This is a genomic window from Agromyces sp. ISL-38, assembly GCF_018613935.1.
Taxonomy (GTDB): Bacteria; Actinomycetota; Actinomycetes; order Actinomycetales; family Microbacteriaceae; genus Agromyces.
On sequence record NZ_JAGGPF010000009.1, the window covers coordinates 240573 to 259062 of the forward strand.

The window sequence follows — 18490 nt, forward strand, 5'->3', positions numbered from 1 at the left end:
GTCGCGTGGGTGTTCATCGTCGTGTCGGTCGTCGTCACCGCCCGGGGCCTCGAGCACGCCTGGAGCGAGCATCGCCGGCGGCTGCTCCTCCTCGGCGCCGTGTGGATCGTCGTGCCGACGGCCGCGCTGGTGCTCGTTGCCGCGACGACCTCACTCGGGTACACCCCGCGGTATCTGGCATTCTGCGCGCCCGGTGCAGCGATCCTGATCGCGATCGCCGCTTCCGCGCTCCCGCACCGGTGGATGCAGGTCACCTCGATCGTCGTCGTCGCGGCCCTCGCGGTTCCCGCCTACCTGGATCAGCGCAGCCCGTACTGGAAGAACGACGGCACCGACTGGCAGACGGTCGCCGAGGTCGTCGCCGAACTCACCGAACCGGGCGACGGCATCGTGTTCGATGAGAGCGTTCGCCCGTCGCGTCGGCCGCGCCTCGCGATGCATTCCTATCCGAATGGTTTCGACGGCCTCGTCGACCTCGGACTCGTGCGCCCCTACGACGAGACCGATCACCTCTGGGATGTCACGGCGCCCCTCGTCGAGGTCAGCGACCGGCTCGACGGGGTCGATCGGGTCGTGGTCGTGTCGCGGAGCCCCCACGGCGTCGACGACGACACCGCGACGCTTCGGCTCGAGGGCTTCGACCCGGTCGAGCGCGTGGCGCTGATATCCGATGTGGTGACGGTGTACGAACGCAACGGGTTGAAGCCGATCGCGCCCCCTCCTAGCGTGGACAGGAGAGTCAGGAAGGGAGCCTCTGATGCCAGCTCAATCGAATCCCGGACTCATCAAGCTCAGCGACAGCGAATTGAGCGTCGCAACCGAGGAGGAGGAAGTTCGCGGTCGTTCGGTCAAAGACAGGGCCGGGCAGGATCTCGGCAGGGTCGAAGATCTGCTCATCGATCCCGACGAGCGCCGGGTGCGATTCCTCGTGGTCGGTTCCGGTGGTTTCCTCGGCCTCGGCGAACGGCAGTCGTTCATTCCCGTGGATGCGGTCAGCCGCGTCGACGAGGATGTCGTGACCGTCGACCTCACTCGCGAGAACGTGGCCGGCGCGCCCGCGTACGACCCGGATCTGATCGCCGAACCGAGCTACCTCGAGGACATCTACGGGTACTACGGGTTCGTCCCGTTCTGGGGGCCCGGATACATCGGCCCACCTGGATTCCCTCGAGAGCCGAACCGGCCACCGCCGGAGAGTGAGACGTAGGAGCGAGTCACCCGTAGGCTCGCCACATGCAGGCATCCACAGTCGCCATCACCGGCGGAACCGGCTTCGTCGGGCGCCACCTCGCCGAGCGGATGCCGCCTGGGAGCGCCGTCGTCATCTCCCGCCGCACGGGCGTCGACGTCGAAGACGTGGAGGCCCTCACCGCCGCGTTCGCCGGTTGCGACGTCGTGGCGCACTGCGCCGGCATCAACCGGGAGATCGGCGACCAGACCTACGAGCGCGTGCACGTGCGTGGCACCGCCACCGTGATCGAGGCGGCGAAGCGAGCGGGTGTGCGCAAGATCATCATGCTGAGCTTCCTGCGCGCCCGCCCCTCGTGCGGGTCGCCGTATCACGAGTCGAAATGGGCGGCCGAAGAGCTCATCCGCGCCTCGGGGCTCGACTACACGATCCTCAAGGCCGGCATGATCTACGGCCGCGGCGACCACCTCGTCGACCACCTGAGCCGCACGGTGCAGACGATTCCGATCTTCGCGACCGTCGGCTTCCGTGAGAAGCCGATCCGCCCGATCCCGATCGAAGACCTCACCGACGTCCTCGAAGCTGCCGTGAACGGGCGGATGCCGCGAGCGACCGTCGCCGTCGTCGGAGCCGAGCAGCTCCTCCTCAGCAAGGCGGTGCGCCGTGTCGCCGCCGTGCTCGGCCGTCGCGTCGTCGTCGTTCCGGCGCCCGTCTGGGCGCTGTACGCGCTCGCACAGCTCACCGAGTGGACGATGACGGTGCCGCTCGTCGCGAAGGCACAGGTGCGCATGCTCGCCGAGGGCGTCGTCGATGCGGCGCCGCCCGCGGCATCCGTTCCCGACGACCTGTTGCCTCGCCGACGGTTCACCGCCGAGCAGATCCGCAGCGCGCTGCCCGAGCCGGGCGGATTCGGGCTCCGCGACCTGCGGCTGTTCGCCGACCGATGAGACCGAGCCGCTCGTCTCAGACGGGGCTGCGCCGTTGTGAACTGCGCCGGAACTGCTCACCACTGAGCAGCAGCGTTCGCTCGCCTCCCGCTTCGGCGATGTCGAGGAAGCCCAGACGGCGGGCGAGGAGGTGCGAGCGCTCGTTGTCGCGATCCATCACCGCGGTCACGTAGCGCGCCTCGAGCGTGTCGAACGCGAACTGGAGCATCGCACGGGCGGCTTCCGTCGCGTACCCGCGGCCGGCCCATTCCGTGCCGATGATCCAGCCGATCTCCGCACGTCGACCACGGGGATCCACTTCGCGCAGGTGCAGCGAGACGTCGCCGATGAGGCGGCCGTCGAGCTCCACGGCGAGTGCCATGAAGTCGCCCGCCTGCTCGAGCCGGATGTGGCGGGTCCGGTGGCGCAGATGACGACGCGATGCTCGGCGAGGCGGTGCTCGTGCAGGGCGATGCCGAGCAATTGCACCACATGATCGCGAACCTCCTCGCCAACGCCGGCACCCACACTCCCACCGGCACCCACGTCACCGTGAGCGTGAACACCCGCGATGCCACGGGGGCCGATGGCCCGCGCGTGCAGCTCACCGTCTCGGACGACGGCAACGGCATCGACGACGAGCTCGTGCCCGTGCTGTTCGAACGGTTCGTGCGCGGCGACCCGTCGCGCACGAGGGCCAACGGCAGCACCGGACTCGGGCTCGCGATCGTCCGGTCGATCGTCGAGGCGCACGACGGAACGGTGACGGTGGCGACGAGCGCTGCCGGCAGGCGATTCCTCGTGGATCTCCCGCGCGTGTGCCTCGATGAGCACGAGGGCGTGGTCGCGGATGGCGCCGACCGAGTCGATGCAGTTATGGCCGACACCGAGTCTCCGGCGGTCGCGAGTACCGCCGTCGCGACCTGAGCCGCCGCGGTCAGGCCGGGAAGGCCCGCTCGACCCAGCGGCGACTGACGTGCACGCTCTCGTCGGGATCCATCGACGCCCGGTCGACCTCGATGATCACCCAGCCGCCGAAGCCATCGGGCAGGGCGCCGAGGCATCCGTCGAGATCCAGGTCGCCGAGGCCCGGCTCGAGGAAGAGTCCCCGATCGACGGTCGACCGGTAGTCGGTCGGCTGCTCGCGGCTCGCGGCGGCGACACCGAGGTCGAGGTCCTTCACGTGCACGTCGATGAGGCGATCGCGGTGCTTCGCGAGCATCGCGACGGGGTCGGCGCCTGCCCACGCGAGGTGGCCGACGTCGAACGAGGCGCCGAGGAGGGCCGCGTCGATGTGATCGAGCACGTAGTCGATCTCGTACTCGGTCTCGACCCACGTGCCGACGTGATTGTGCAGCCCCGGCCGCACACCCTCGTCGGTGAGGATCCGGGCGGCCTCGGCGAGCACCTCGACCACCCGGTCGAGTCGGCCCTGGTCGAAGGCCGCGCCGACCGCCGACCTGGTCACGGTGCGCGAGGCGCCATCCCACGCCATCTCGGGCGCGAGGAAGACCGTCTCGAGTCCGAAGTAGTTCGACTCCTCGGCGGCGCGGCGGACTCCGTCGAACCAGCGCACCCACTCCGCGCTGCCCGGAGCGAGCGCGTGGCCGTGATCCTCGGGCAGGCCGACCTGGCAGTAGCCGGGCGCCAGGCTCAGGCCCGCCTCGCGAACCATCCGCTCGTAGTCCTGCAGCGTCTGGGTGTCGAGCACCTGCATCATCACCGTGTCGAACCCGCCGTCCTTCACCTTGCCGAGCACGGCCGGGTAGTCGGCACGGAAGGCGGGGTCGGCGAAGAGCCAGAGGTCGGCGCTCGACGGGTCGTCGGGGTTCGCCTTGATGTTGATCCACTGGATGGGGTTCAGCGCGAGCTGCGCACGTGCGATCGTCACGCGAGGTCCTCTCTCTGCGGCATCCGATGCCATCGTCATTTGAGTCCTGCCGTCGCGATGCCCTGGATGAAGTACCGCTGGAGGAACAGGAAGAGGATGAGCACCGGCAGCAGCACGACGATCGCACCGGCGAGGAGCAACCCGTAGGCGGTGGTGTTCGCCTGCTGCGAGGCGATCGCGAGGCCGACGGGCAGCGTGAACACGTCTTCGGTCTGCGCCACCACGAGTGGCCAGAGGAAGAAGTTCCACGACGCGAGGAACGTGAAGATCGACACGGTGGCGATCGCCGGGCCGAGGAGCGGCAGGAAGATGCGGAAGAAGATCCCGAACTCCCCCGCGCCGTCGATGCGTGCCGCCTCGAGCAGCTCGTCGGGGATCGAGAGTGCGAACTGGCGCATGATGAACACGCCGAGCGGCATCACGAGCATCGGCGCGATGATGCCGGCGAGGGTGTTCACGAGCCCGAGCTGCACGATGATGAGGAACTGCGGCACGAACAGCGCGACGTACGGCACGGTCATCGCGACGAGCACGCACCCCATCAGGAGCGAACGGCCGCGGAACGGCAGCTTCGCGAGCGCATAGCCGGCCATCGAGCAGAACAGCACGTTGGCGAGCACGGTCACCGCCGAGACGATGATGCTGTTCACGAGGAATCCGCCGAATCCCTCCTCGGTGAACAGCACGACGAAGTTCTGCAGGTTCGCGAAGCTCTCGGGAAGCCAGCCGCCCGGGTTCGCGGTGAACTCGCCCTGGGTCTTGAACGCGCCGAAGACCACCCAGGCGAACGGCAGCAGCATGAGGGCGCTGACGAGGCAGAGGACCAGGTACAGCCCTGATGCCCGCACCACGTGGAGACGGTTCATTGCTTCGGCCTCAGCACTCGGAGTTGGACGACGCACACGATGAGCACCCCGAGGAGCAGCACGATCGAGCCGGTCATGGCGTTGGAGATGTTGCCGAACCCGAACTGCTCGTAGACCCATTGCGCGACCGACTTGGTCGAGCCCAGCGGCCCGCCCTCGGTCAGGAGGAACGGCTCGTCGAAGATGTTGAGGAACATCACGCTCATCAGCACGGTGACGAGCAGGGTCGTGGGGCGCAACAGCGGCAGGGTCATCTGGAAGACACGCCGCCAGTAGCCGGCGCCGTCGAGGGATGCCGCTTCGTGCACCTCCTCGGGCACCGCCTGCAGGCCCGCGAGGAAGAGCACCATGCACGTGCCGGTGGTGCGCCAGATGGTGAGCAGGAGTACGACGATCATCGCCGTGGTGGGCGTGCCGAGCCAGTTCGGACCCGCGATCCCGCGGTCGGCGAGGAAACTGTTGATCGGTCCGTTGAGCGTGAAGGCGTATTGCCACACGATCGCGGCCGCGACGACGTTCGCGATCACGGGCAGGTAGATGACGGCCCTGAACACCGGGCGAGCCCGACGGATGCCGCTGTCGAGCGCGAGTGCGAGCAGGAAGCCGATCGCCATGGTGACCGGTACGCCGATTCCCACGTAGATCACCGTGTTGAGCGCCGAGCGCAGGAAGGCGGGCGCCGTGAGCACCGCCTGGAAGTTGTCGAGGAAGACGAAGTTCACCCCGAGCGGGTCGCGCAGGTCGGCGACGCCGATGTCGGTCATCGTGAGGGTGACGGCCATCACGGCCGGCACCGCCGTGAACACGGCGAAGATCACGAGGAACGGCGTCACGAACAGCCAGGCGACGCCCGTGGGCCCCGGCGTCAGCCGCCGGGAGCTGGCCCAGCGGAGGGGGCGGCTCACCGCCGCCACCCCCGCCGAGCTGGTCTCGAGGGCCATCGGCTACTCGGTTCCCGTGCCGATCGCCTCGGCCTGCGCCTGCGCCTCGGCAAGCGCCTCTTGAGCGGATGCCTCGCCGCGGGCGACCCGCTCCATCTGCTGGCCGATGGCCGCGCCGACCTCGCTCCACGTCGGCACCGCGGGAACGGCGACGGCGTTCGGCAGGGCGTCACGCACCGCGGCGAGCAGCGGGTCGTCGGCGATGACCGGCTCCTCCCAGGCGGCTTGCGTCGTCGGGAGGTTGCCGAACGTCTCGTACCACGCGACCTGCACGTCGGGCTGGGCGAGGTAGCGGGCGAGCTTCCACGCGGCGTCGGCGTTCTCGGCGTCCTTCAGCACGGCGAGGCTGCCGCCGCCGAAGTTCGCCGCGATGGTGCCGTCGGGGCCGGCGGGCGGCACGATCGCACCGAGGTGCTCGGCAGACCAGCCCTCGCCGTTCGCCCCGTCGAGGAACCCGGGGAACCACGGGCCGTTGCCGGCGGCCACGGTCTGGCCCGACGTGAACCACGGCACCGTGTCGAGGAAGAGCGGGCCGTCGGGGCTCGCGTCACCGTCGGCGAAGAGCGAGCCCCAGAACTCGAGCGCCTCGACGTTCTCGGGCGCATCGATCGTCCACGTCGTGAGGTCGTCGCTGATGAGGCTGCCGTCGTTCTGGTGCACGAGGGCATCGAGGGCCTGGGCGCTGTACGCGTCGTATCCGACGTCGAGGCCGAGGGGCGTCGGATGACCCGCCGCCTTCAGCTGCTCGGCGAAGGCGCTCGTCTCCTCCCACGTGGTGGGCAGCGTGGCGCCGGCGGCCTCGACGAGGTCTTTGCGGTAGTACCAGACGTTCGCGTAGGCGTACCACGGCACTGCGTGCGAGACGCCGCCGACGAGCGTGCCCTCGTAGGCGGGCTCGAAGAAGGCATCGCTGTCGACGAGCCCCTCGGGCACCGGGGCGAAGCCCCCCGTTGCGAGCATCGTGCTCTGCGTCTGCGAATAGAGCATGGTGAGGTCGGGCACCTCACCCGAGGCGATCGCCGTGGTGAGCTTCGTGTCGAGGGAGTCGGATGGCACGTTCGTGAGCTCGAGCTCGACATCGGGGTTCTCGGCCGTGAAGTCGTCGAGGAAGCCCTCGAGGGCGTCGGCTTCGCCCGAGCCGATCCAGAGGCTGAGCGTTCCGGTGGCGGGCGAGTCGTCGATCTCGATGTCGGCTGCGGCATCGGCGGCGCCGTCGCCGTCGCCGCGTCCGCAGCCGCTGAGCAGGAGCGCCGCGGCGAGGGCTGGCGCGACGACGGCGAGCGCTCGGCGTCGTGCTCGTGAGGTGGTGAACATGGTGATTCCTTTCGGGGGCAAGGAAGAGCGGTGCGGTTCTGAAGTTGGAGCGATCCGGCGGTTCTGGGGGGATGTTTCGTTATTGCAGATCGTGATGGAGCACGCGAGGCCGTGGTCAAGGATGCTCATCGTCCGTCCTAGTTCCTGAGAGTAGAAGGGAACGCTCGCCCGAAGTGGGTTCACGCGGGAGAGTTTACGGCCCCGAAACGCTTCGGCGCAGTTTTGTTACTACCTAGAAATATTCACGGGTGCGGTGCGCAAGCTTTCGGCGTGGCCTCCGCCGAGCCCGCCGACGACCGCGCGGCCGGCCCGCACGGCGGTCACCATGGCGGTGAGCGTGGAGTTTCCGACGACGGCCGTCGGCACGGTGGCACCGCCGGCGAGGTAGAGGTTCGAGAACCCCCAGACGCGCCCGACGGGGTCGCAGACGGAGGTGCCGTCATCGGTCGCACCCGATCGCGCTGTGCCCGTGTAGTGCAGCGACGAGCCCGGCGGAAGCAGGGCCGAGTCGCGCTCGGGGTCGAAGTCGCCGAGCGCCTCACCCGCGGCGCGCTGCGACGCGCGTGCCTGTTCGACCAGGGCCAGGTCGGCCTCGGAGTGCGCGAACTGCACCGTGATGCGCGGCAGGCCCGCGACATCCGTGTGCATGTCATCGAAGACCAGCCGATTGTCGGCGTTGATCTCGGTCGGCACGTAGAGCGAGAGGCCCACCGAGTACGCGAGGCGAGCGCCCGTGGCGTCGAAGTAGAGCCGGTCCATGATCTGCCCGTGGAACGGCTGCGCAGGTCCGCTGTGCGGCAGCCAGTACGAGCCCGCGACCCATTCGTCGGGTCCGGGGTCGGGGATCTCGTCGAGCGCGACCTGGAGTCGCTCGAGGTCGGCGATCACCTGCCCGGTCAAGAAGGCGTGCTCGTTCAGGTACCGGCCGAGCGCCTCGGGCCTGATGCCCGAGGCGACGAGCAGCTGCGGCGTGCGGATCGGATCGGCCGCGACGATCGTGACGCGCGCCTCGATCTCGTACTCATCACCGGTCGCGACCTCGCGCACACGGGCGCCGCGCACCGTCGCGCCATCGTGCACGAGCGCCATGGCGAGCGTGCCGGTGGAGAGCGTGAAGTCGTCACCGTTCGGCGCGGTCATGCGCGGAAGGATCCGGTTCGGACCGGTGCGCGGCAGTCGGCCGCCCTCCTTCGGCGCGACCGCCATCGGCATCGTGCGCACGTGCCGGCCCGGCGCGCTCACCGGCCCGAAGACCGAGTCGAGCACCTCGAGGATGCGGCCGCCGACGTGCGTCACGCCGAAGGGAGCGTCGTGCACGCCGAGCATGCGCTCGGCCTCGCCGAGGTCGCGAGCCCAGGCGTCGGGCCCGTCGAACGCGAACACCTCGTCGCCCCAGGGGCGCGGGGTCGCGGCCGTCCAGTGCACCCCCATGCCGCCCGCGTTCCAGGCGAAGGCGCTTGCGGGCATCCCGGCCGCGTCCTCGTCGAACGACGAGAGGTGGTACATGCCGGGCGAAACGCTGCGGAGCTCAGCACTCACCGCCGGCGTGACGGCGGCGCCGAGGTACAGGGACTGGATGCCGGGGGACGCCTGCTCGATGTAGGTGCCACGCAGCGCTTCATCCCGGAGGTCGTGGAGGTGCTGGCCCGGCGCGCTCCCGATCGGCACGCCGCCGTCGACCATGTGGATGCGGGCACCCGGAGACCCTTCACGCACGATCCTCGCGACGGCGGCGCCCATGAGGCCGCTGCCCACGATGAGGACGTCGACAGGGGGTGGAACGTGCGACATTCGGAACTCCCGAGACTCGAAAAAGTATTGCTACTTCGCAGCATAACTGCGGGATGTTTCACTCGGATGTCGCCGCAGCGCCTCGCGGGATGCGAAACCGCAGGAGATTCCGTGTCAAGCATCCGTATGCGGCAGCATGATGGCGAATCTCCTGTAGAAGCAGGTGGGAGCGCTCGGCAGCGCTCGACCGAAGGCTCAGGCGGAACCGAAGAGCTCGTTTTCGACGCTCATGATCGCGACGCGCAGCGCCCCTTGCAGCATGGCCTCGCGTCCGAGCGCCGAAGCGCGCAACTCCATCGCGGGCGCCCCGGCCGCCTCGAGCGCCGAGCGCAGGCTCGGAATGAGCACATCGGCGCCGGCCTCGAGGCCGCCGCCGAGCACGATGAGCGGCGGCGCGATGGTCCACGCGAACACCGCGAGCAGCTGCGCGAACGGCGCGACGAAGGCGTCGAGCTCGGCGATCGCCTCGGCGTCTCCGCGACGAACCCCCTCGACGATCGCCTCGCCCGCCTCTCGTTCAGCCGGGTCGGGCGAGGTGAGGAGGCCGAACGGATTGTGCTCCATCGCTCGCGTGCCGAGGAGGTTCGCCTCGACGATCTCGCCGGCCGCCCCTCGGAAGCCCCGATGGATGCGTCCATCGATGATGATGCCGGAGCCCGCGCGATTGCCCGCGAGCAGCCACGTGAAGCTCGTATGGTCGGTCGCCGCGCCGAGCGCGCCCTCGGCGAGCGCCGCGAGGTTCGCGTCGTTGTCGGTGATGACGCGCACGCCGGCCGGAAGACCCAGCGCGTCGGCGGCGCGCACGCCCGCCCACCGCGGGGCGTTGACGAGGGTGACGACCGTGCCGTCGTCGTCGACTGCGCCTCCCATCGCCACGCCGACCGCCCGGAAGTCCTCGAGCGACCTGCCGGATTCGTCGACCGCGGCGAGCAACGCGGCCCTCGCCTCGGCGAGGGTGAGGTCGGGGTTCGTCGAGTTCGTGAGCTTGCGCCGAGAGCGGCCGAGCACGGAGCCGCTCAGGTCCGCCACGAGCGCCTCGGTCGAGTGTGTGTCGAACTGCACCGCACCGACGAGGGCGTGTTCGGGGCGGAAGGCGTAGAGACGCGGCGGGCGGCCGGCGCCCGTCGCGGGCCCCGGTTCGATCGGCTCGACCCAGCCCTCGGTGACGAGGTCGGTGAGGATGAGCTCGATGGTGCGACGCGACAGCCCGGTCGTGCGGTTCAATTCGGTCATCGTGAGCGGTCCGCTCGCGAGGTACAGCGAGCGGAGGGTCAGCGAGGAGTTCGCCTCGCGCATCGCCGTGGGATCGAACGCTCGCACGCCGCTCCCCCTCTCCCGCATCGCGCGGTCCAGCCTACTGGCGCGCCGCAGCCGGACGCGTGTGCGCGATCGAGAGCAGGACCCGAGCCGCCCCGTCGCCGACCGATGCCCAACGGTGCCGGATGTCGGCCGGGTGGCTGATCGCCTCGCCGGCTCCGAGTCGCCAGGACCCCTCGTTCTCGAGCGTCACCTCGATCTCGCCGTCGATGACGTAGACCGTCATCTCGCCGTCGGATTCGAACCAGCCGCCGAGATCCGACCCCGGGGCGACGCGGTACTCGACCACCTCGAGCACGTGACCGGCGCCGGCCGAGAGGAGTCGTCCGCTCGCCGCCTCCGGCGAGTCGGAGACCGGGAGTTCGCGCCCCTCCCCCTGGCGCAGCACCGACACGCCATGCGGTGCGTTCACGGGTGGCATGAGTTCGCTCGGCGGCAGTCCGAGCGCGTGGGCCAGCCGGTAGAGGCTCGACAGCGAGGGACTCGTCGCGCCCTTCTCGACCTGGCTGAGGAACGGCTGGCTCATCTCGCTCGAGCGCGCGAGGGCGCGCATGGAGAGCCCTGCCGCCTCGCGGGCCCGCCGGATGGCCTGCCCGACCGCGGCGCTGACGTCGGCTGCGGCATCCGGATTCTGTAACACGGTGTTCACCCGAGGAGCTCGATTCTCGTCCATATTGATAACCAATACCTATCACTCGGGTCCGGGAACGGGCGTGGGGAACAGGACGAAGATATCCGAACACCGAAGGAGACCGGCATGTCAGCGGCATTCCATGTTCCGGCGATCGACATCGCCCCGTACATCGCGGGCGGCACCGATGCCGAGCGGGCCCAGGTCGCCCGCCAGTTCGACGAGGCGGCCCGCACGGTCGGCTTCATGCAGATCCTCGGGCACGGGATCCCACTCGAGGCCTGGGCGCGCCTCGGTCGTGCGAGCGACCGCTTCTTCGAGCTGCCGCTCGACGTGAAGAAGCAGTACCGGGCGCCCGCCGGCATCAACCGCGGGTACAGCCCGCCGAAGTCCGAGCGCCTGAGCCTCAGCCTCGGCGTCGAGAAGGCCGAACGAATGAACGACTTCTTCGAAGCCTTCAACCTCGGCGCGACCGCTGCCGACTACCCGCACGTCGAGGTCGATCCCGCGATGTACTCCGAGAACATCTGGCCCGCCGAGAGCGACACCTTCCAAGACGACGTCGAGCTCTGGATGTCGCACGCCACCTCCGTCGCGAAGGTCATGATGGAGATCTTCGCCGACGCACTCCGCTTGCCCGCCGGCTACTTCGACTCGTACACCGACCATTCGCTCGACGTGCTGCGCATGAACAACTACGCCCTCCCCGAGGGTGAGCGGGTCGAGCTCGACGGCGACCTCATCGGCATGGGCGAGCACACCGACTTCGGCATCGTGACGCTGCTGTGGGCCGACGACGTGAAGGGGCTCCAGGTGCTCGACGCCGACGGCGGCTGGAACGACGTGTCGCCATTGCCCGGCGCGCTGCTCGTGAACCTCGGCGACCTGACGGCGCGGTGGACCAACGAGCGCTGGAAGTCGACGCTTCATCGAGTCAAGCCCCCGGTGATCGACGGCCGTATCAAGCGGCGCCGCTCCGCCGCGTTCTTCTTCGACGGCAACGTCGACGCGGTGATCACGACCCTCCCGGGTTGCGTCGCCGAGGGTGAGACGGAGCTCTACGGTCCGATCACGATCGGCGAGCACATCGAGGCGAAGCTGCAGGGCTCCCGCGGGCTCGTGAACAACACGAGCGACACGGCGCGTGAGGCGGAGCGCGTGCTCGCGAGCCGCCAGTGACCTGACGCGGCCGGCACGCATCGGTGCCATCATTGGAGCCATGAACGCCCGCGACCAGCTCGTGGCGGGCTCACGGTCGCTGTCGAGCGGCGAGTGGGTCGCGGCGCGGGATGCGTTCCAGGTGGCATGGGCCGAGGAGGAATCCGCTGACGCCCTCGACGGGCTCGCCCGCGCGTTGTGGTGGCTCAACGATCCGGCGGGTGCCCTCGAACTGCGCGCACGCGCGTTCGCCCGGCTCCGCCACGAAGGACGCGATGCCGAGGCGGCCGCCGTCGCCATCTGGCTGGCACGCGAGTACCGCAACCTCTACCGGCGGCGCGAGATGGCCGACGGGTGGCGTTCACGAGCCCGGTCGCTCCTCTCCTCTCTCGAGGACGCCGGGAGCCTCCACGGCTGGTTGCACCTCGCGGAATCGGAGGCGGATTCGTTGCATCCGAGGGCCGCTGATCAGGCCGATCGCGCCGTGACGATCGCCCGCGAGCACGGCGACATCGACCTCGAGATCGTGGCGCTGATGCGCCGGGGCGCGTGCATGGTGGGCGGCGGGGCCGTCGCCGACGGGGTGGCCGACCTGCACGAGGCGATGGCCGCCGCCACCTCCGGCGAAGGCGACGATGTGCAGTACGTCGGCGAGGCGCTGTGCACCCTGCTGGAGGTCGCCGGCCTGCTGGGCGATCCCAGCATGGTCGAGCCGTGGGCCGCCTTCCTCGTCGGCTACCACGCGTCGTACGCATTCGGTCCGCTGTTGCCGTTCGAAACCTCCAGCGCCACCGAGCTCATCTCGGCCTTCTGCACCGGATGCTGCGGCGGCGTGTACCTCGTCACCGGGCGCCTCGATGCGGCAGAGGAGCAGCTCAGCCACGCCGTGACCCAACTGATCACGACCGGCCTCCGACCTCGCTGCCTGCACCCCGTCGCCGATCTCGTCGAGCTGCGGGTGCTGCAGGGGCGGCTCCAGGATGCCGAAGCGGTGCTCACCGGCTTCGAGGACGATCCGGAGTGCGCGGCGTCGGCCGCTGCGCTCGACCTGGCGACGGGGCATCCGCAGCGCGCCGTCGCGCGCCTGACTCGCGCCATCGAGTCGCTGACCGGGGTGCCTTTGCTCGCCCTTCCGCTGCATGCGGCGCTCGTCGACGCCGCGCTGGCTTCCGGCAATGTAGCGCTGGCCGAGACGTCGGGGCAATTCGTGGCTGAGGTGGCAGGAACGACCGCCACGGTGCTCCACCGCGCCCAGCGCGACCACGCCGCGGGCAAGCTCGCGCTCGCTGCAGGTGACGCCGCCGCAACCGCACTCCTTCGCTCCGCGACGCTTGCGTTCGCCGAGGCCGGAGCGGCATTGCCCGCCTGCCGCGCCCGCCTGGCACTGGCGCGGTCGCTGGCGCCACACGATCGCGGTCTCGCGGTCACCGAGGCTCGCAGCGTCCTCCTTGCCCTCGACCGGATGGGCGCCACCGCCGAGGCCGATCAGGCCGCCGCATTCCTGCGAGAGCTGGGCGTCCGCGGACGGACGGGCCCTCGGCACGTCGGACTCCTGAGCAACCGGGAGCGGGAGGTCTTGGCACTCGTGGCGGACGGTTTGTCGAACGCCGAGATCGGCCAGCGGTTGTTCATCAGCACGAAGACGGCCGGGCACCACGTGAGCAGCATCCTCGCCAAGCTCGGCGTGCGCAGCCGCACCGAGGCGGTGGCGTTCGCGATGTTGAATCCTCCGACCGCAGTGAACGAGGGCACCAGATGACGAGGCCCGGCGAGGAGCAATGGGCACAGAGATGGGGAATGCTCCCGATGCTCGAGCCCCGGCACAGGAGCACCATCGAGTCATCGAATCCGACGTCCCAGAGGAGGACATCATGGAAACCGCGGAGAAGAGCGTCGTACGGCGCTTCTACGAAATCGTCGGCAGCGGCCGACCGGAGGACCTCGACGAGGTCTGCGCTCCCGACCTCGTCGGCCACGCCGGCGCCGGGTCCGACCTGAGAGAACTGAAGGGCGAGACCGCGAGCCTGCTCGTCGCGTTTCCGGACCTGACCCTCGACCTACGACACCTCGTACAGGAAGACGACCTGATCAGCGTGTGGCTGACCTATGCCGGCACGCACCAGGCCGAGTTCGCGGGCGTCCCCGCGAGCGGTCGGCGGGTCAAGTTCGCCGCATGGGACCTCATGCGAGTCCAGGACGGCAGGGTCGTGGAGATCACGCAGTACTGCGACCTCTTCACGATCCTGTCCCAGATCGGTGCGCTGCCGACCGCGGCGCTGGCGTGACGAGGGAGATGAAGATCATGCATTCAGCGATTCGACTCATCGTGCCCGCGGCGGCTGCTGTGGCACTTGCCCTGGTCGCCGCACCACCTGCCCAAGCCGCCCCCAGCTGCGTGGCGCAATCCATTCCCGCCGAGCATCAGAGCTACGGGCCCGCTTGGGGTCATGACCTCATCTCGTTCCTCGCCACGAATCCCGAGGTGCTCGAGGAGTTCGGGTTCCGGTCGTTCGGGGACTACGCGTCCTTTGTGGCAACCCTGGACCGCACGGTGTGCCCGCCCGACCTGTAGGAGATTCCACCACCGCGAGCGCCCGGCCGATGCGGCCGAGCGCTCGCGTCGTGGGCCTGCCTCAGGGCTGGCGTGAGTGCAGCGACACGATGCGCTGGCGCTCGGTCTCAGCGGAGGCGCCCTCGACGCCGTCGGCCGACACGGTGACGCGCACGCTCAGCTCCTTGCCGGCGTCGTTCGTCTCGGGCGTGAAGCTCTGTTCGGTGGCACCGTCGATCGGCTCGCCGTTCAGGTACCACTGCCAGGTGATCTCACCGTCGCCCGGATCGATCGTCGCAGTCGCGTGCGCAGGCGACCCGACGCGCGGCCGCTCGACGATCTGAAGGTCGGCGATCACGGCGTGGCGCCGGATCGTGACCGTGTACCGGCTCTCGGTCGAGCCATCCGCCGAGGTCACGACGATGGTGGCGACGCCGCCGTTCGCCGTGGTCGGCTGGGTGATCTTCACGCTCGCGGCCGAGTCCACCGCGATGGCGTCGACGAGCGGCAGGCGGCCGCCGTCGACGTCGAGCTCGTACTCGGTCGTCGCCGGGTCGAAGCCGTCGATGAGCGCGCCGTCGAGCCGGAGCGCGGCCAGCTCGCTGACGGCCGCAGGCGACGCCGTCGACTCGAAGATCTCGACCTCCGAGACGATGAGGTGCGTGTTCGCGTAGGCGTTCATCACCACGCGTACGCCGGTGGCGGTGATCGGCGGGAACTCGGCGACCACGACCGGGGCGCTGCCGTCGGCCGGCGACACGACAGGCTGGGCCGTCTCCCAGCCGGGGGCCGGAGCCCACACGCCGTTCGCACCGCGCACCTCGACCTTCATGGTCTGCGCCCAGCTGTTCGTGCCGTCGCGGTAGAAGTCCACCGCGACGCGCTCAACCTGGTGGGCCGCCGCGAACTGGTAGGTCAGCGTGCTCTGGGCGGGCTTGTTGCTCGACACCCAGTTCGACCAGCCCTTGTCGCTGATGTTCCCGTTGCGAGTGCGATCGGCCGGGTAGCCCGACTCGGTCGAGCTCGCCGAGGCGGTGTTGCCGGCGTCGGGGTTGAAGTTGCGCAGCGTCCCCTCGGTCACGAGCACGGCGAGTTGCGCGGGCAGCTCGGCGCCGTCAGCGGTCGCGACGCCTGTGACGTGCACGACGCCGACCGACGCGAACTGATCGGCCGAAACCCCAGTCCAGTCCCACGCCACGGGAACGTCGAAGGCATTCTCCGACGCACCCACGCGAGCGGGCACGGTGGTCGGGGCTTGGGACTGCACGCCATTGAGCGATGCGCCGACGGCCACGGTGATCGAGACGGGATCGGTCGCCGTGAGCCCGCCGACATCGACGAGCGCGGTGACCTCGATGACCTGCCCGAAGATGTCGGTCAGCGTGCCGGGCACCTCGACCCGACCGCTCTCGGCCCATGCCGAGTCATCCGGCAGCTGCCACGTGACCGCGACCGGTGCGCCGGCGCCCCACGAGTAGCGCGGCACGATCGTCTCGGGCAGCACGGGCGGCACCCCCACGAGGGTGCGTGCCGCGACCGTCTGTTCGGCGAGCGGCGCCAGGTCGAGCGGCGCCCACGACTGGTTGCTCCCGCCGTTCGAGCCGTAGACGCCGACTCCGGCACCCTCGGCGGTGGACTGGCCGTTCACGTCGAGCGAAAGCGCGAGCTTCTCGTTCACGAGCGTGTAGCGGCGGCCGTCGGTCGTGTTCACGATCCAGCGGGTGGCGGGCTCGAGCGCCGCGGCATCCGGGGCCACCTGGCGGAGGTCGGTGCCCGCGCTCGTGGCTCCGAGCACCCGGCCGTCGGATGCCTCGAGCACGACGCGTCGCGTCGCCTCGCGCTCTTCGCCGGCGACCTCGTGCACGGTCCAGACCTGCTTGGCGGCCTTCGCGGCATCCGTCGTGAGACCCGTGATCGACGTGGCCGTCGTGGATCCGCCGGCGGTGAACGCCTTGCCGCTCTGCGCGCCGACGAGCTGGTAGCGGTGCCCGTCGACGAGCGCGGGGGCATCCGCCGCGACGCCCGAGACGCCGTCGATCACGAACGTCGTGACCGACTTGGCCGGCACCGTCACGGTGGCGGTGCGCGCGGCACGGTCGATCGCGACGGCAGCGCCCTCGACGAGTGCGTTCGAGGTCGGGGCATCCGCCGATTCGGCCTGCGTGGTGACGACCGGAGTGACGGTGGCGCCCTCGGCGATGTCACCGAAGCGGGAGAGGTCGATCGTGACCTGACGCTCGGAAGCCGAGGTGTTGCGGTGCACGATCGTGGCGCCCGCGCCGTCGGCCCGAACGGCCGCCGTGCTCGAGGTGTCGTCGATCGCGATCAGGTGATCGCCCTCGTGGATGAACTTCGTGAAGTTGCGGATGGTGTTGAACTTCGAGTTGATCTCGACACCGCACGGCTCGATCGCGGCGGAGTTGCCGCCGGCGGCGGCGACGCGGCGAGCGGACTTCCAGACGGTGCCCTCGGCCTCGTCGTAGGGCTTGCAGTCGAGGTCGATGAAGATCGAGCCCCAGTTGAGGTTCTCGCCCTGCGGCTCCATGTTGTAGAGGTCTTCGACGGGCTGCCACAGCACCCATGCCTTGGGCTCGAGCTCGCGCAGGTCGTCCATGATGCGGCCGGCGATGCCGAGTCCGTTCTCGATGTTGACCGGGTTGTAGCCGCTGACCCAGTTGCCCTCGATCTCGCTCATCCAGAGGTCGGTGTCGGCCTGCTTGGCGAGGTCGCGCACCCCGAGCCGGCCGGACGTGCCGTAGGTGTGCACGTTCATGCGGTCGACCTTGTCACGCGTGGCGGCCGGGTAGCCGGCCCAGTTGGTCGCGAAGATGCCCGGGTTCGTCTCGTCCATCGCCGACAGCCCGGCATCGGTCGTGGATGCCGCGTCGTCGAGCGCGGCGCGCACGTCGTCGACGAGCGCGACCTGGCGGGCCGGCCCCATGTGCATGCCCTCCTGGCGGCCGGCCACGGGCTTGCCGTTGCTCAGGGTGGTGCCCCAGTAGCCGGTGTTCGGCTCGTTGAACGGATCGAGGGTGTCGACCTCGATGCCGTACTCGTCTTCGAGGTGCTCGGTGACGTTCACGAGGTACTTCGCGAACTGCGCCTCGGCGGCGGGCTTCAGCTGCTCGGCGCTCGAGTTGAACCCGCCCGAGACGTAGCCGCTCTCGGTCATGAAGTACGGCGCGGAGTTGGCGAACGTCTCCCAATGAGAGATCTGGCCCTCGGCAGCGAGCCGCTCCACCCACCAGCGCTGCGTCTCGTCGGCCGACCAGTCGTAGGAGGCGGGGTCGTCGGGGTTCCACGCCGCGAGGAGCGCATTGCGGTCGGCGTACTTCGTGGAGACACCGCCATAGGTGCCGGCGTCGCCGTCGGCGTTGGGTGCCCACCAGCCGTCGACGGCACCGCCCGGGCGCAGGTAGTCCTGCACGTCGGAGGCGTTGCCTCCGCCGATGTTGTACCGGGCGATGTTGAGGTCGAGGCCGTCTTCACCGAAGACCGCCTGGTACAGCTCCTCGCGCAGTTCCTCGGGGTAGCCGCCCGTGGCGTTCGCGAACCACACGAGGCTCGTGCCCCAGCCCTCGAACGCCTCGCCGGCGTACCAGGGGTTCGGGGTGATGGTCGTGCCGTCGACCGCGGCGGCCGGAGCGGCCGCACCGATCGGGGCCGCCAACAGGGCGCCGGTCGCGAGTGCCGCGCTCGTCAGGAGCGCGGTGAGCCGTCTGCCGTACATCGTCATTGACGTCGTCCTCTTTCGCCTTTGGAAGATCGTGCGTGTTCACGTCAACACGCTCGATTCCCGAGAGTACATGTTGACGTCAACATTGGGAAGGGCGTCGGATGTTTCGGCCCACACGTCATCGAGGCGCCGCGTTTCGGGTACCGCGAGCGGCATGTTCGCTTGGGCTCGAGTGCGAG

16 protein-coding genes are annotated in these 18490 nt (G+C 69.6%); 7 read left to right on the top strand and 9 right to left on the bottom strand.

Features of this window, described 5'->3' with window-relative positions:
- Positions 1 to 757: 757 nt before the first annotated feature.
- Together J7E25_RS08575 and J7E25_RS08580 are read left to right on the top strand one after the other, a co-directional pair.
- Positions 758 to 1207: a PRC-barrel domain-containing protein gene (locus J7E25_RS08575; RefSeq protein WP_214870037.1), complete on the top strand. Its 450-nt coding sequence runs from the start codon at positions 758 to 760 to the stop codon at positions 1205 to 1207.
- 26 nt (positions 1208 to 1233) lie between these two features.
- On the top strand, positions 1234 to 2136 hold the full coding sequence (locus J7E25_RS08580; protein WP_214869717.1) for an SDR family oxidoreductase: 903 nt from the start codon (positions 1234 to 1236) through the stop codon (positions 2134 to 2136).
- Positions 2137 to 2152: 16 nt separating this feature from the next.
- Here the strand turns inward: J7E25_RS08580 and J7E25_RS08585 are convergent, their stop codons facing one another.
- A complete protein-coding gene (locus tag J7E25_RS08585) occupies positions 2153 to 2599 on the bottom strand; it encodes a GNAT family N-acetyltransferase (RefSeq protein WP_214870038.1) in 447 nt (148 codons plus the stop codon).
- On the opposite strand from J7E25_RS08585, the gene J7E25_RS08590 reads away from it, so the two are divergent.
- Positions 2557 to 3042 carry a cell wall metabolism sensor histidine kinase WalK gene (locus tag J7E25_RS08590; RefSeq protein WP_214869718.1) on the top strand — a complete coding sequence of 162 codons (486 nt, stop codon included), beginning with the start codon at positions 2557 to 2559 and terminating at the stop codon, positions 3040 to 3042. The two genes, J7E25_RS08585 and J7E25_RS08590, sit on opposite strands and share 43 nt — an antisense overlap.
- Before the next feature lie 10 nt (positions 3043 to 3052).
- Here J7E25_RS08590 and J7E25_RS08595 read toward each other — a convergent pair whose 3' ends face one another.
- The 7 genes from J7E25_RS08595 to J7E25_RS08625 all read right to left on the bottom strand — a co-directional run bounded on the left by J7E25_RS08595 (position 3053) and on the right by J7E25_RS08625 (position 10884).
- A complete protein-coding gene (locus tag J7E25_RS08595) occupies positions 3053 to 4006 on the bottom strand; it encodes a sugar phosphate isomerase/epimerase (RefSeq protein ID WP_214869719.1) in 954 nt (317 codons plus the stop codon).
- Between the two features lie 35 nt (positions 4007 to 4041).
- Positions 4042 to 4872, bottom strand: a complete 831-nt coding sequence (locus J7E25_RS08600) for a carbohydrate ABC transporter permease (protein ID WP_214869720.1) — start codon at positions 4870 to 4872, stop codon at positions 4042 to 4044.
- Positions 4869 to 5813 (bottom strand): carbohydrate ABC transporter permease, encoded by a 945-nt coding sequence (locus J7E25_RS08605; RefSeq protein WP_214869721.1) that lies wholly within the window; start codon positions 5811 to 5813, stop codon positions 4869 to 4871. Before J7E25_RS08605 ends, J7E25_RS08600 begins: the two co-directional genes overlap by 4 nt.
- Before the next feature lie 3 nt (positions 5814 to 5816).
- A complete protein-coding gene (locus J7E25_RS08610) occupies positions 5817 to 7127 on the bottom strand; it encodes an extracellular solute-binding protein (RefSeq protein ID WP_214869722.1) in 1311 nt (436 codons plus the stop codon).
- A gap of 228 nt (positions 7128 to 7355) precedes the next feature.
- Entirely contained in the window at positions 7356 to 8918 is a 1563-nt protein-coding gene (locus J7E25_RS08615; protein WP_214869723.1) for a GMC oxidoreductase, read from the bottom strand.
- A 195-nt stretch (positions 8919 to 9113) separates the two neighbouring features.
- Complete coding sequence (locus J7E25_RS08620; protein WP_214869724.1) at positions 9114 to 10238, bottom strand: ROK family protein; 1125 nt, start codon at positions 10236 to 10238, stop codon at positions 9114 to 9116.
- A 34-nt stretch (positions 10239 to 10272) separates the two neighbouring features.
- The gene (locus tag J7E25_RS08625; protein ID WP_214869725.1) at positions 10273 to 10884 is read right to left on the bottom strand and encodes a helix-turn-helix domain-containing protein; all 612 of its coding nucleotides are present in this window, start codon (positions 10882 to 10884) and stop codon (positions 10273 to 10275) included.
- A gap of 108 nt (positions 10885 to 10992) precedes the next feature.
- Between J7E25_RS08625 and J7E25_RS08630 the strand changes: the two genes are divergently transcribed.
- The 4 genes from J7E25_RS08630 to J7E25_RS08645 all read left to right on the top strand — a co-directional run bounded on the left by J7E25_RS08630 (position 10993) and on the right by J7E25_RS08645 (position 14596).
- Positions 10993 to 12045: an isopenicillin N synthase family oxygenase gene (locus J7E25_RS08630; RefSeq protein ID WP_214869726.1), complete on the top strand. Its 1053-nt coding sequence runs from the start codon at positions 10993 to 10995 to the stop codon at positions 12043 to 12045.
- A 40-nt stretch (positions 12046 to 12085) separates the two neighbouring features.
- Positions 12086 to 13783, top strand: coding sequence for a helix-turn-helix transcriptional regulator (locus tag J7E25_RS08635; protein WP_214869727.1), 1698 nt, complete (start codon positions 12086 to 12088; stop codon positions 13781 to 13783).
- A gap of 112 nt (positions 13784 to 13895) precedes the next feature.
- Positions 13896 to 14309 (top strand): ester cyclase, encoded by a 414-nt coding sequence (locus J7E25_RS08640; protein ID WP_214869728.1) that lies wholly within the window; start codon positions 13896 to 13898, stop codon positions 14307 to 14309.
- A gap of 17 nt (positions 14310 to 14326) precedes the next feature.
- On the top strand, positions 14327 to 14596 hold the full coding sequence (locus J7E25_RS08645; RefSeq protein WP_214869729.1) for a hypothetical protein: 270 nt from the start codon (positions 14327 to 14329) through the stop codon (positions 14594 to 14596).
- Positions 14597 to 14657: 61 nt separating this feature from the next.
- On the opposite strand, the gene J7E25_RS08650 is transcribed toward J7E25_RS08645, so the two are convergent.
- Positions 14658 to 18311: an RICIN domain-containing protein gene (locus J7E25_RS08650; protein ID WP_214869730.1), complete on the bottom strand. Its 3654-nt coding sequence runs from the start codon at positions 18309 to 18311 to the stop codon at positions 14658 to 14660.
- Positions 18312 to 18490: the final 179 nt, after the last annotated feature.

Coding starts and splice junctions, on each gene's coding strand:
- J7E25_RS08575 (WP_214870037.1), top strand. CDS start 758: ATGCCAGCTCAATCGAATCCCGGACTCATCAAGCTCAGCGACAGCGAA.
- J7E25_RS08580 (WP_214869717.1), top strand. CDS start 1,234: ATGCAGGCATCCACAGTCGCCATCACCGGCGGAACCGGCTTCGTCGGG.
- J7E25_RS08590 (WP_214869718.1), top strand. CDS start 2,557: ATGCTCGGCGAGGCGGTGCTCGTGCAGGGCGATGCCGAGCAATTGCAC.
- J7E25_RS08600 (WP_214869720.1), bottom strand. CDS start 4,872: ATGAACCGTCTCCACGTGGTGCGGGCATCAGGGCTGTACCTGGTCCTC.
- J7E25_RS08605 (WP_214869721.1), bottom strand. CDS start 5,813: ATGGCCCTCGAGACCAGCTCGGCGGGGGTGGCGGCGGTGAGCCGCCCC.
- J7E25_RS08610 (WP_214869722.1), bottom strand. CDS start 7,127: ATGTTCACCACCTCACGAGCACGACGCCGAGCGCTCGCCGTCGTCGCG.
- J7E25_RS08615 (WP_214869723.1), bottom strand. CDS start 8,918: ATGTCGCACGTTCCACCCCCTGTCGACGTCCTCATCGTGGGCAGCGGC.
- J7E25_RS08630 (WP_214869726.1), top strand. CDS start 10,993: ATGTCAGCGGCATTCCATGTTCCGGCGATCGACATCGCCCCGTACATC.
- J7E25_RS08635 (WP_214869727.1), top strand. CDS start 12,086: ATGAACGCCCGCGACCAGCTCGTGGCGGGCTCACGGTCGCTGTCGAGC.
- J7E25_RS08640 (WP_214869728.1), top strand. CDS start 13,896: ATGGAAACCGCGGAGAAGAGCGTCGTACGGCGCTTCTACGAAATCGTC.
- J7E25_RS08645 (WP_214869729.1), top strand. CDS start 14,327: ATGCATTCAGCGATTCGACTCATCGTGCCCGCGGCGGCTGCTGTGGCA.
- J7E25_RS08650 (WP_214869730.1), bottom strand. CDS start 18,311: ATGACGATGTACGGCAGACGGCTCACCGCGCTCCTGACGAGCGCGGCA.